Origin of the sequence: Actinocatenispora rupis (assembly GCF_016861975.1) — a bacterium.
GTDB lineage: Bacteria > Actinomycetota > Actinomycetes > Mycobacteriales > Micromonosporaceae > Actinocatenispora > Actinocatenispora rupis.
Genome location: NZ_BOMB01000031.1, coordinates 213,267 through 224,877 on the forward strand (window position 1 = coordinate 213,267; position 11,611 = coordinate 224,877).

11 protein-coding genes are annotated in these 11,611 nt (G+C 73.3%); 6 read left to right on the plus strand and 5 right to left on the minus strand.

Annotated elements, in window-relative coordinates; genetic code table 11:
* Positions 1 to 12: 12 nt before the first annotated feature.
* Together meaB and Aru02nite_RS26860 are read right to left on the minus strand one after the other, a co-directional pair.
* Positions 13 to 957, minus strand: a complete 945-nt coding sequence (gene meaB / locus Aru02nite_RS26855; RefSeq protein ID WP_203662333.1) for a methylmalonyl Co-A mutase-associated GTPase MeaB — start codon at positions 955 to 957, stop codon at positions 13 to 15.
* Positions 958 to 2,142 carry an acetyl-CoA C-acetyltransferase gene (locus tag Aru02nite_RS26860; protein WP_203662334.1) on the minus strand — a complete coding sequence of 395 codons (1,185 nt, stop codon included), beginning with the start codon at positions 2,140 to 2,142 and terminating at the stop codon, positions 958 to 960.
* A gap of 81 nt (positions 2,143 to 2,223) precedes the next feature.
* Here Aru02nite_RS26860 and mce point away from each other — a divergent pair, with 81 nt between their 5' ends.
* From mce to Aru02nite_RS26880, 4 genes are all read left to right on the plus strand, one after another.
* Positions 2,224 to 2,697 (plus strand): methylmalonyl-CoA epimerase, encoded by a 474-nt coding sequence (mce, locus tag Aru02nite_RS26865; protein ID WP_203662335.1) that lies wholly within the window; start codon positions 2,224 to 2,226, stop codon positions 2,695 to 2,697.
* A gap of 485 nt (positions 2,698 to 3,182) precedes the next feature.
* Positions 3,183 to 4,493, plus strand: coding sequence for a DivIVA domain-containing protein (locus Aru02nite_RS26870; protein ID WP_203662336.1), 1,311 nt, complete (start codon positions 3,183 to 3,185; stop codon positions 4,491 to 4,493).
* 243 nt (positions 4,494 to 4,736) lie between these two features.
* Entirely contained in the window at positions 4,737 to 6,233 is a 1,497-nt protein-coding gene (locus Aru02nite_RS26875) for a DivIVA domain-containing protein (protein WP_203662337.1), read from the plus strand.
* 82 nt (positions 6,234 to 6,315) lie between these two features.
* Positions 6,316 to 7,059 (plus strand): trimeric intracellular cation channel family protein, encoded by a 744-nt coding sequence (locus tag Aru02nite_RS26880; protein ID WP_203662338.1) that lies wholly within the window; start codon positions 6,316 to 6,318, stop codon positions 7,057 to 7,059.
* On the opposite strand, the gene Aru02nite_RS26885 is transcribed toward Aru02nite_RS26880, so the two are convergent.
* Positions 7,060 to 7,920, minus strand: a complete 861-nt coding sequence (locus Aru02nite_RS26885) for a sulfurtransferase (RefSeq protein ID WP_203662339.1) — start codon at positions 7,918 to 7,920, stop codon at positions 7,060 to 7,062.
* A 33-nt stretch (positions 7,921 to 7,953) separates the two neighbouring features.
* Between Aru02nite_RS26885 and Aru02nite_RS26890 the strand changes: the two genes are divergently transcribed.
* Positions 7,954 to 8,652: an iron-dependent transcriptional repressor DtxR gene (locus Aru02nite_RS26890; RefSeq protein WP_203662340.1), complete on the plus strand. Its 699-nt coding sequence runs from the start codon at positions 7,954 to 7,956 to the stop codon at positions 8,650 to 8,652.
* Positions 8,653 to 9,101: 449 nt separating this feature from the next.
* Positions 9,102 to 9,728, plus strand: a complete 627-nt coding sequence (locus Aru02nite_RS26895) for a hypothetical protein (RefSeq protein WP_203662341.1) — start codon at positions 9,102 to 9,104, stop codon at positions 9,726 to 9,728.
* Between the two features lie 120 nt (positions 9,729 to 9,848).
* Here Aru02nite_RS26895 and Aru02nite_RS26900 read toward each other — a convergent pair whose 3' ends face one another.
* Together Aru02nite_RS26900 and Aru02nite_RS26905 are read right to left on the minus strand one after the other, a co-directional pair.
* A complete protein-coding gene (locus Aru02nite_RS26900; RefSeq protein WP_203662342.1) occupies positions 9,849 to 10,484 on the minus strand; it encodes a DUF3558 domain-containing protein in 636 nt (211 codons plus the stop codon).
* Between the two features lie 260 nt (positions 10,485 to 10,744).
* On the minus strand, positions 10,745 to 11,608 hold the full coding sequence (locus Aru02nite_RS26905) for an aldo/keto reductase (RefSeq protein ID WP_203662364.1): 864 nt from the start codon (positions 11,606 to 11,608) through the stop codon (positions 10,745 to 10,747).
* Between the last annotated feature and the right edge of the window lie 3 nt (positions 11,609 to 11,611).

Genomic DNA, 11,611 nt, shown 5'->3' on the forward strand with positions numbered 1-11,611 from the left:
TACGGGACAGGGTCAGTGCAGGGTGCGCAGCAGTTCGTCGGCCGCCGCGTACGGATCGAGGGCGCCGGTGACGACCCGGTCGGCCAGCACGTCGCTGGCGTGCGGCGCGATGCGGCGGCTCAGCGACGCCAGCGCGATGGCCTGGATCTCGGCCGCCGCGCGGGCGGCCCGGCGGCGGGCCAGCTCCCCGTGCTCGGCCAGGTGCGCGCGGTGCTTGTCGAGCGCCTCGACCACCTCGTCGATCCCCTCGCCGCGCGCCGCGACGCAGCGCAGTACCGGCGGGCGCCACTCGTACGGCTCGCGCCGGGCCAGCGCCAACATGCCGCGCAGGTCCCGGGCCGCCGCGTCCGCCCCGTCCCGGTCCGCCTTGTTCACCACGAACACGTCCGCGATCTCCAGGATGCCGGCCTTGACCGCCTGGATCGCGTCACCGAGGCCGGGCGCGGTCAGTACCAGGGTGGTGTCGGCGAGGGACGCGACGGCCACCTCCGCCTGACCCACGCCGACCGTCTCCACCAGGACCGTGTCGCAGCCGGCCGCGTCGAGGATCCGGACCGCCTGCGGGGTCGCGGCGGCCAGCCCGCCCAGGTTGCCGCGCGAGGACATCGACCGGATGTACACGCCGGGATCGGTGGCGTGCTCCTGCATCCGTACCCGGTCGCCGAGGATCGCGCCGCCGGTGAACGGTGACGACGGGTCGACGGCGAGGACGCCGACCCGTTCGCCGCGCTGGCGCAGCGCGGCCACCAGCGCGGAGGTGGTGGTGGACTTGCCGACCCCGGGCGCACCGGTCAGCCCGACGACCCGGGCCTGCCCGGTGACCGGGGCGAGCGCCGCCGCGATCTCCCGCAACTGCGGCGCGTCGTCCTCGACCAGCGTGATCAGCCGGGCCACGGCCCGCGGGTCACCGGACCTGGCCCGCTCGACCAGATCCGGTACCGGGACCGTGCCCCGCACTCAGGCCCCCGGCGCCGAGAGCAGCAGGGCGTCGCCCTGACCGCCGCCGCCGCAGAGCGCCGCCGCGCCGAGCCCTCCGCCGCGCCGGCGCAGTTCCAGCGCCAGGCTCAGCGCCAGCCGGGCGCCGGACATGCCGATCGGGTGGCCGAGCGCGATGGCGCCGCCGTTGACGTTGACCCGCTCCGGGTCGATGCCCAGCTCCCGGGTGGACTGCACGGCCACCGCGGCGAACGCCTCGTTGATCTCCACCAGGTCCAGGTCGGCGACGCTCCTGCCGGCCCGGTCCAGCGCCTTCCCGATCGCGTTCGCCGGCTGCGACTGGAGCGAGTTGTCCGGGCCGGCGACCGTCCCGTACGGGCCGATCTCGGCGAGCCAGTCGAGCCCCAGCTCCTGCGCCTTCTCCTTACGCATCACCACGACCGCGCACGCGCCGTCGGAGATCTGCGACGCCGAACCGGCCGTGATGGTGCCGTCCGGCGCGAACGCCGGGCGCAGCCGCGCCAGCGTCTCGACCGTGGTGTCCGCCCGGATGCCCTCGTCGTCCGCGACGACCACCGGGTCACCCTTGCGCCGCGGTACGGACACCGGGGTGATCTCGTCGGCGAACACGCCGTTCTTCTGCGCGACGGCGGCCCGCTGGTGGCTGCGCGCCGCGAACTCGTCCTGCTCCGCCCGGGTCAGCCCCAGCCGGCCGTTGTGCCGCTCCGTCGACTCCCCCATCGCCACCCTGTCGTACGCGTCGGTCAGCCCGTCGTACGCCATGTGGTCGAGCAACGTCACGTCGCCGTACTTGTACCCGGCGCGCTGCCCGGTGAGCAGGTGCGGCGCGTTGGTCATCGACTCCATGCCCCCGGCGACCACCACGTCGAACTCGCCGGCCCGGATGAGCTGGTCGGCGTGCGCGATCGCGGTCAGCCCGGACAGGCACACCTTGTTGATCGTCACGGCCGGCGTGGTCATCGGGATTCCGCCGGCCACCGCGGCCTGCCGAGCGGGCAGCTGCCCGGCGCCGGCCTGCAGCACCTGCCCCAACGCCACGTACTCCACCTGCTCGGGTGCCACGCCGGCGCGGCGCAGCGCGGCCGAGATGGCGAGCCCGCCCAGCGCGGTGGCCGGGAAGTCCTTCAGTCCGCCGAGCAGTCGACCCATCGGCGTCCGGGCGCCGTGCACGAGCACGCTGGTCATCGCGATGTCCTCCCACGTACTTCCCGGGCGGGGCGACGGGGCGCCTCGCCTTAACGACCGTTCACCCGTCAGACTACCGACATGCCCAGTCCGGACGAGAGCCGCCGTGCCACCCATCTCACCACGGGCCTGCGCGTCCTGCGCGTGGACCACGTCGGCCTCGCCGTCCCCGACCTCGACACCGCCGTCGCGTACTGGACGGACACGTTCGGGATGACCTGCGTGCACACCGAGACCAACCCCGACCAGGGCGTACGCGAGGCCATGCTGCGGGCCGGCGACGGCGAGACGATGCTGCAGCTCATCGCGCCGCTCGGGCCCGACTCGACGATCGCGCGGTTCCTCGACACCCGCGGCCCCGGCCTCCAGCAGCTCGCGTACACGGTGGCCGACGTGGTGGCGGCGGCCGACACGCTGCGCGCCCGCGGCGTCCGCCTGCTGTACGACGAGCCCCGCACCGGCACCGGCGGCTCCCTGATCAACTTCGTCCACCCGAAGGACGCCGGCGGTGTCCTGGTCGAGCTGGTCCAACCGCCCGCGCCCGACAGGACTTGAGCGCTCCGGACGAAACGGGCATCGTGGTACGGGGCCGTGCGGTCACGAGCCGTCCGGCCCGGGGTTCTCGGCGTCCGGCCGTGGCCTGCGGCCCGCTGGGTCGTTGTCAGCGACAGGGCGCCACCGGCGTTCCGGTACGCCGTGGCACACCCGTCGGTCGAGCACGTTCCGACCCGAGTACGTGGCCGCGGCGGGTGGAGGAACCGGAGCGTCGCACCTAGAGTGGCGAAGGTCACTTGACCCGCCTGGGGTGACATCCGAACCGTTGGGAGACTATGTCGGCTGAGAGCGGTGGCGCGACCGCGACGTAGGCAGCACCCGGGCGAGTAGGATCAAGCCCCAGATCATCACCCAATTACCGGCAAACCGACAATGACATCCCCCCGCGTGTCGGTGGTCGTGGTCCTCCCCCCGTTCGGACCTCCCCGTTCGGACCGGGACTCGCGGCCCCACCCGGCAGCCCGGGGGTCTGCGAGGATGTGTCCATGGCCCAGCAGCAGCCCTCCCTGAACTTCTTCGAACAAGCCAACAGCCAGCCCGACTTCACCGTTGTCCTGCGGGGATACGACCGGGCCCAGGTCGACGACTTCGTGCAACGCCTGAACGCCGCCCTCGGCCAGTCCGAGAACGCGCGGGGCGAGGCCGAGCAGCGAATGAACGACGCGCAGCGTCGGCTGCGCCAGGCGGAGCAGCGCAACGCCACCCTCGAACAGAAGCTCGGCGACCAGTCGAAGCAGCTGGAGGAGAACAGCCGACCGACCCTGTCCGGCCTCGGTACCAAGGTCGAGCACATCCTGCGGCTGGCCGAGGAGCAGGCCAACGAGCACCGGGCCGAGGCCAAGCGGGAGGCCGAGGGCATCCTGTCCGCGGCCCGTCTGGAGGCCCGCGAGATCACCGACAAGGCGCGCGCCGAGTCGGCCGCCGTCAAGTCCACCGCGGAGCGTGAGGCCAGCGGCGTCAAGACCGCCGCCGAGCGCGAGGCCGCCGAGACCCGCGTGCAGGCCCGTCGCGAGTCCGACAACATGCGTGCCGACGCCGAGCGCGAGACCAAGCAGCTGCGTACCGCGACCGCGCACGAGGTCGCCGAGCTGAAGGCGACCGCCGAGCGCGAGGTCTCCACCATGCGCGCCACCGCCGAGCGGGAGATCACCCAGCTGCGCGCGAAGGCGATGCGCGAGGCCGAGGAGCGTCGCGCCGAGGCCGCGAAGCTGCTCGCCGAGGCGAAGGACAAGCGCGACAAGGAGCTGCAGGCGCTCGCCCTGGAGCTGGCCGAGCGGCGCGAGAAGTCCGAGCGCGAGGAGTCCGAGCGGCACAACGCCGCCGTCGCCCAGACGCAGAAGCTGGTCAGCGAGGCCGAGCAGCGGGCGCGGGCCGCCGAGGACCGGGCAAAGGAGATCGAGCAGCGTGCCGAGGCGCGTCGACTCGAATCCGAGCGTACCGCGAACGAGACGGTCGACAAGGCGAAGGCGCTGGCCGACAAGACCGTGACGGACGCGCGCGCCGAGGCGACCCGGGTGACGTCCGAGGCGCGGTCCGAGGCCGAGATCAGTACCACCACCGCGCGCCGCGAGGTGGAGGACCTGTCCCGGCAGCGCGACCAGATCACCGCGCAGCTCGGTCAGCTCCGCGAGATGCTGGGCGGCCTGGCCAACATCGGTGCCGCCGCACCGGCGGTGGCCGCGGCGGTCGCCGCCACCGACGACGACGCGTCGAAGTCGGACAGTGGCAGCAAGGCGAAGTCCAACGGGAAGTCCGGCAGCGACGACCAGACGCAGGCGATCCCGGCCGCGCGCTGACAACCCTTACGGGACAACGGAAACCGCACCGGACGGCGATCGCCGTCCGGTGCGGTTGTTCGATCGGCCGACCAAGTGTGTACCCTCGTCGGGTCGGCGCCGACGGTGATGCTCCCTGTCGGCCGATTTCGTGACGAGGCAAGAAAACGCGAGCCCCGTCACCCGGGCGCCTTCCGTGTGTGACGGGCCGTTACGTGTGAGGATGGGACCATGGCGCAAGGCGGGGAACAGGGTCTCTTCTCTTTGAACGACGGCAGCTCGCGCGGCGAGGCGAGCTTCGAGATGGTGCTCCGGGGGTACGACCGACGACAGGTCGACCGCTTCGTTGCCCAGGTCGAAGCCGACCTGACCGCGCTCGCGACCGAGCGGAACGACGCGTACACGCAGTTGCAGCAGGCGTCGGGCCAGCTCCAGCAGTTGCAGGCCGAACTCATCGACCTGCGTCGACGGGCGGCCGTCGACGAGCAGCCGTCGTACCGGCACCTCGGGCCACGGGTCGAGCAGATCCTGACCCTGGCCGAGGAGGAGTCGGCGGTGATCCGGGAGGCGGCGGTCTCCGAGATCGCGGAGAAGAAGGCCGAGGCCGAGCGGTTGCTCACGGAGGCGACCGAGAAGGCCGAGCAGGCCCGGAAGGACTTCGAGACGGCGCTGGCGGCGCGACGGGCCGAGGCCGAGGAGGCCGAGGCGACCCGGCGCGAGCAGGTCGACGCGGAGCTGGCGGAGAAGTCCGACTACGCCACCCAGCTCGTCGCCGACGCCGAGGCGCAGGCACAGGCGCTGCGCACCGCGACCGAGGAGTACGCGGCGAAGCTCCGGGAGAAGACCGAGCAGGACGTCGCCGCCCTGCGGAGCGAGGGCGAGCAGGAGCGGGCCGCGGTCGCCGAGGAGCTGCGCACGCTCAAGGAGGAGACGACGGCGTACGCGGACCGGGTGCGGTCCGAGGCGGAGCAGATCGCCGAGCAGACCCGGGCGGCGGCGGAGCAGCACGCGGCCGAGCTGAAGACGGCCGCGGAGACCGAGGCGGAGCAGATCCGGCACGAGGTCGCCGCGCACGACGCCAACGTCCGCGGGGACGCCGACGCGTACGCGCAGAAGACCCGGTCGGACGCCGACTCGTACGCCGAGCAGGTCCGTACCGAGGCGGAGTTGTCGGCGCAGCAGCTCCGGCAGGACGCCGAGGAGCACTCGACCACGATCCGTACCAAGGCGGAGGAGGCGGCGCGGCAGGCCGCCGAGTCGGCCCGACGGGACGCCGAGGCCATTCTCGGTACGGCGCGGGCGCAGGCCGACCGGGTCGTCGCCGAGGCCGGGCGCAAGGTCGGCGAGCTGGACGAGCGGCGGCGGCAGATCAAGAAGGACATCGGCCACCTGCGCGAGACGCTGACCCGGCTGACCGGGGCCAGCGCGGCGCTGCTGGACGACGACGACGATGACGAGCCGACCGCGACGCAGGCCGAGGCGCCGGCCGCGGCCGAGGAGTCCACTCCGGCGAACCCGGCCGACCCGGACGTGACGGCGGCGCTCACCGACAGCACCACGATCCTGGAGCCGATCACTCCGGATCCCGACCGCACCGCGCAGCTGCCGGCCGAGTCGACCAACGGGTCGAACGGCAACGGCACCAACGGAACCGGCAACGGTTCCAACGCCAGCGGCTCCAACGGCAGCAACGGCAACGGGCGCACCCCGCGCCGCGCGCAGTACCTGCAGACGCAGCAGCAGGGGCACGGGCCGCGCTGACGCCTTTCCGCCCGGAAGTCTGCCCGCGACGCGTCCGTCGCGGGCAGACTCGTATCTGGTCCGGTGACGGCGGTGGGAGGGGATGGCGCTGGTCGGCTCCACGGCGCTCGGCGAGGTCACCCGGGCGATCGACCTGGCCGGGGTGTTCGCCAGCGCGATCCTCGGCGGGGCCGTGGCGGCGCGGGAACGGCTCGACGTCATCGGGTTCGTCACGCTGGCCGTCATCTCGGGTGTCGGCGGCGGACTGATCCGCGACACCCTGCTGCAGCACGGCACTCCGGTCGCGTTGACCGACTACGCGTACCTGCTGACGGCGCTCGCGGGCGCGGGCGTGGCGTTCCTGCTGCGGATCGAGGGCCGCGGCTGGAACGTGGCGCTGCTCGGCGCGGACGCGCTCGCGCTCGGTTTCTGGGCGGCGGCGGGCGCGCAGAAGACGTTGCAGGTGGGCCTCGGCTGGCTCCCCGCGGTACTCCTCGGCACGATCACCGCGGTCGGCGGCGGCGCCACCCGGGACGTGATGATGCGGCAGGTACCGGCGATCTTCGGTGGCACCATCTACGCGACGGCCGCGCTGGCCGCCAGCGGCATCGTCGTGGCCTGTACGAAGCTGGGTGTGCCGACGGTGGGCCTGGTGGCGGGGATCGTGCTCGGGGCCGGTCTGCGGCTGCTCAGCGTCCGGTACAACTGGACGCTGCCGAAGGGGCGGAACTGGTCGCTGCAGACCGGCCGGGAGTGGTGGGCCCGGGTGCCGAACCGGCCGGTCGCGCCGACGGTCAAGTCGTGGCGGGCCAGCCGGCTGACCCGCCGCGGCGGTACGAAGAAGTGATCAGTCGCCGGTGGCGACCGGGCGGGACGGGTCGCTGACCCAGTCGCTCCACGAGCCGACGTACAGCGCGGGGTGGAAGCCGGCGACGGTCAGCGCCAGTACGGTGTGCGCCGCCGTCACCCCCGACCCGCAGTACGCGCCGATCGCGGTGTCGGCGGTGACGCCGTGTGCGGCGTACGTGGCGCGGAGGGTGTCGGCGGGCAGCAGCCGGCCGTCCGCGTCGGTCGTGTCGGTCTTGGGCACGTTGACCGCGCCCGGGATGTGCCCGGCGACGGGGTCGATCGGCTCGGTCTCCCCGCGGTACCGCTCGGCCGCGCGGACGTCGAGCAGCACGCCGTCGGCGGCGAGCCGGGCCGCACCGTCCGCGTCGAGTACGGGGAGCTGGCCGGGTCGTACGGTGACGTCGCCGGGCGCCCGCTCCGGTACCGCGGTGTCGGTGTCGCCGCCGGCCGCGGTCCACGCCCGCCAGCCGCCGTCGAGCACGGACACGTCGGCGAGCCCGGCCCACCGCAACGTCCACCAGGTACGCGCCGCCGGCAGGCCGTCGCCGTCGTCGTACGCCACGACGCGGGAGTCGGCGCGGATGCCGGCGGCCCGGAGTACGCGCTGGAGGTCGGCCGGATCGGGCAGCGGGTGCCGGCCGCCGGTCGCGCCGTGCTCCCCCGTCAGGTCGGCCGACAGGTCGAGGAACACGGCGCCCGGAATGTGCCCGGACAGGTAGTCCGGGCGCGCCGACGGCTGTCCGAGACGCCACCGTACGTCGAGAACTGTCAGGGGCTCCTGGTACGAATTCTGCTGCCGGAGCGCATCCCGCAGCCAGTCGGGACCGACCAGCGGTCCGGGGTTCGTCGTCGCGGTCACGGCCCCAGTGTTCCGCAATCGTTTTCAGGTAGCATGGTGCCCCGGGAGGGTGTGTTGAACGACCTGGTTGACACGACTGAGATGTACCTCCGCACGATCCTCGAACTTGAGGAGGAGGGCGTCGCGCCGCTGCGCGCCCGGATCGCGGAGCGCCTGCACCAGAGCGGCCCCACCGTGAGCCAGACCGTCGCCCGGATGGAGCGCGACGGGCTGCTGACCGTCGAGGGCGACCGTCACCTGGCGCTGACCGCCGAGGGCCGCGCGCACGCCGTCGCCGTGATGCGCAAGCACCGGCTCGCCGAGCTGCTGCTGATCAACGTCATCGGCATGCGGTACGAGGCGGCCCACGACGAGGCGTGCCGGTGGGAGCACGTGATGAGCGACGACGTCGAGCAGCGGGTGTACCAGCTGCTCGGCCGTCCCACCCACTCGCCGTACGGGAACCCCATCCCCGGCCTCGACGTGTTCGACCCGGACGCGCCGACCATCGAGGAGCAGCTCGCCGAGCGGAACCTGACCAACCCCGAGGTCCGCGGGGCGGTCACCGTCGGGCGCATCTGCGAGAGCGTGCAGACCGACGCCACGCTGCTGGAGAAGCTGCACACCGCCGGCATCGACCCGGGCGCCAAGGTCCTCGTCGAGCGGGACGGCGACAGCGTCACCATCAGCCACGACGGCGCGGAGCTGCGGCTCACCCAGTCCGTCGCGAGCCGCGTCTTCGTCACCACCTGACCGCGGCGACCCGGCGGCACGCCCCGCGTAGCGCCCGGGTCGCCCACGCTGCTCGCGTATCCGGAAACCTGCGCCGTTCGCCCCGCCAGCACCCCCAGACGCTTGTCGGCCGTGCTCCCCACCCCCCACCGTCCTCTGATCCGTTGGTACGCCAGCGCCGTGCCGTCGGCGGCGCGCGCCACGACCGGGGCGATGCGTTCGCACGTACCTGCGGCGGGCCGGTGACGTACGACGGTGTCGTGGCGACGGCGGGGCCGCGGACCGGCGTCGGGCGGATCGGCGATCGCGGGGTGAGAAGGGGGCGGAGGACCCACCGGCGGGCGTACGGACGGTCGGTGGACGAGAGCCGGGCACGGTGCCGGCGGCATCCATCCGAGTCGATCCGCCGTGCGCGTCAACTTCGCGGAATCCGGGTTTTACCAACGGTTCCGCGTGGTACCCAGAAAGCGATGAGCGCACCGGTACGTCCGGCGGACGGCACCCTCTTCCAGCCGGACGAAGAGATCCAGTGGTGGTTGCGGCCGAGTTCCGGCGGCAGCCGCCGCGGCTATCTGGCGCGCCGGTTCACGCGGCCGGTGGTGGCGCTGTTGGTGGCGGGTGTGGCGACGGCGGTGACGTTCTGGGTCGTGCTGCCGATGCTGTCGGACGTCCGCTCGGACGTCACCGCGTGGCTGATGCCGGTACTGCTCGTCGCGGGTCTCGTCGCGGCGGGCGCCATCCTGCTGCTCGTCGTCGGGCTGTTGGCGCTGCTGATCCCCGAGCCGGCCTGTCCGCCACCACCGCGCGTGGTGGCGGACCTCTTGTACGTGATCACCGACCGCCGCGTACTGGTGGTGCGGGCGTCGCGCGGCAGCGGCCGGGCGTACGGGCCGGACGATCTGGCGCCGACGGACCAGGCGCCGTCGACGTACCGGATCGAGGAGGTGCGGCCGGGGGTCGGCAACATCCTCGTCGGCGTGCCCGGTCCGGGCGGCTGGATCCCGCGGATGAGCCTGTGGGGCGTGCCGGACCCGACGGAGGTCGTGGCGCGGCTGCAGAGCTGGGCGGGCCGACCGGACGGTCAGCCGGCCGACTAGCGCGAGTCTGCACAGCGCCGGAGTCCGTTCGTTGTCTCGCACGGCGGAGGTGCGTGCGCATACCGTCGTGTCGACAACGCGGCGAACGGGCCCGGCGCAGCCGGCCTGTACGGACCCGAGCTAGCGCTTGCCCTCGATGGATCCCGCGTACCGGACGAGCTTGGACACCGAGCGGCCCGCCGTGGTCGCCGACGTGCCCTTCGGGTACGTGTAGCGCAGCGAGACGATCTGCTTGTGCTGGCCGAGCCAGGTGACCTCGACGACCGGTCCGGCGCCGTCGCCCGCGCCCAGCACCCGGCTGTACGCGGCGCTGCCGAGCCCCTTGACCGTACTGGCGTCGCTGGGCGCGGCCTTCCCGAACGCCTTCGCGTCGGCCTTGGTGTCGACCACGCTGAGGGTGAGGTCCGGGTAGTCGGAGTAGAGCACCTGGAGCGCACACGTACGGGCGCCGGAGGCGGTGCTGGCGGCGGCGACCTGGAAGCGCGTGCCGGTGGCGGCCTCGACGCTGTCGTAGTCGAGGAGCTTGCAGGTCCCGCCTGCCTGCTGCGCCGGGGTGGGCGAGGCGGACGGGCTCGGCGCCGCGCCGAAGACGCCGACGCCGGTGGGTGCGGCCGACCCGGCGGGGGTCGGGTCGCCGGTCGGATGCTCCAGTCGGGAGCAGCCGGTGAGCGCCAGCCCGGCGACGAGCAGGGCACCGACGGCGGTCAGGGCGTGTCGTGCCGGGCGTGGCCTGGGGACGGCACGGTACGTACGCATCGCGGAGGTCTCCCGGGTCGGGTACTGCCCCGGCGGAGCGACCCGCCGGAGCGGGTCCGCGCCCGCCGGAGCGGGGGGTCGCGGCCGGCGACGGACGCCGACCGGCTACCCACCGTACGCGGGATGTGCCAGCAGGAGCGCACTGTTGGTGCGTGACCTCCGGAGTAATCCTCTGGTCACGCTGCCCGTTTCCGGCGCATACCGAGGGTTTTGCCGCGGTGCGGTGGCGCCCGCCCGGGACGCGGGCGCCACCTGACCTGTCAGCGGCTGCTGAGCTTGCCGACCTCGTCCGCGGTCAGCGTCAGCGCGGCCGCCGCGGTGTTCTCCTCCAGGTGCGCGACCGAGCCGGTGCCCGGGATCGGCAGTATCGCCGGCGAACTGGCGAGCAGCCACGCCAGCGCCACCTGGGACGGCGTCGCGTCGTGCGCCGCGGCGATCTCGTGCACCGGACCGCCGTCGTCGGCCAGTTCGGCCACCGCGATCGGGTACCACGGGATGAAGCCGAGGCCCTCCCGCTCGCAGTACGCCAGCACGTCGGCGGAACGCCGCTCGACCAGGTTGTACAGGTTCTGCACCGAGACGATGCCGGCGATCTCGCGCGCCTGCCGGATCTCGTCCACGCCGACCTCGGACAGGCCGATCTTGTTGATCTTGCCTTCCTGCTGGAGCGCGCGCAGCTCGCCGATCTGGTCGGCCAGCGGCACGCGCGCGTCGATGCGGTGCAGCTGGTAGAGGTCGATGCGCTCCTGACCGAGCCGGCGCAGGCTCATCTCCACCTCCTGCCGCAGGTACGCCGGGTCGCCGAGCGGGTGCCACGCGTTCGGCCCGGTGCGCAGCAGGCCGCCCTTCGTGGCGATCACCAGCTCCTCCGGGTACGGGTGCAGCGCCTCGCGGATCAGCTCCTCCGACACGTACGGCCCGTACGAGTCGGCGGTGTCGATGAACGTCACGCCGAGGTCGACGGCGCGGCGCAGCACGCGTACCGCCTCGTCGTGGTCGGCCGGCGGACCCCAGATGCCGGGGCCGGTGATGCGCATGGCGCCGAAGCCGAGCCGGCGCACGGTCAGGTCCCCGCCGAGGGCGAACTCGCCGCTTGCCGCGGCGACGGGCTGCTGGGTCACGATGTC

Bases quoted from the DNA above. Each gene is read 5' to 3' on its own strand.
- Aru02nite_RS26860 (WP_203662334.1), bottom strand. From the start codon at position 2,142: ATGACCAGCGTGCTCGTGCACGGCGCCCGGACGCCGATGGGTCGACTG.
- mce (WP_203662335.1), top strand. From the start codon at position 2,224: ATGCCCAGTCCGGACGAGAGCCGCCGTGCCACCCATCTCACCACGGGC.
- Aru02nite_RS26870 (WP_203662336.1), top strand. From the start codon at position 3,183: ATGGCCCAGCAGCAGCCCTCCCTGAACTTCTTCGAACAAGCCAACAGC.
- Aru02nite_RS26880 (WP_203662338.1), top strand. From the start codon at position 6,316: ATGGCGCTGGTCGGCTCCACGGCGCTCGGCGAGGTCACCCGGGCGATC.
- Aru02nite_RS26890 (WP_203662340.1), top strand. From the start codon at position 7,954: ATGGTGCCCCGGGAGGGTGTGTTGAACGACCTGGTTGACACGACTGAG.
- Aru02nite_RS26895 (WP_203662341.1), top strand. From the start codon at position 9,102: ATGAGCGCACCGGTACGTCCGGCGGACGGCACCCTCTTCCAGCCGGAC.
- Aru02nite_RS26900 (WP_203662342.1), bottom strand. From the start codon at position 10,484: ATGCGTACGTACCGTGCCGTCCCCAGGCCACGCCCGGCACGACACGCC.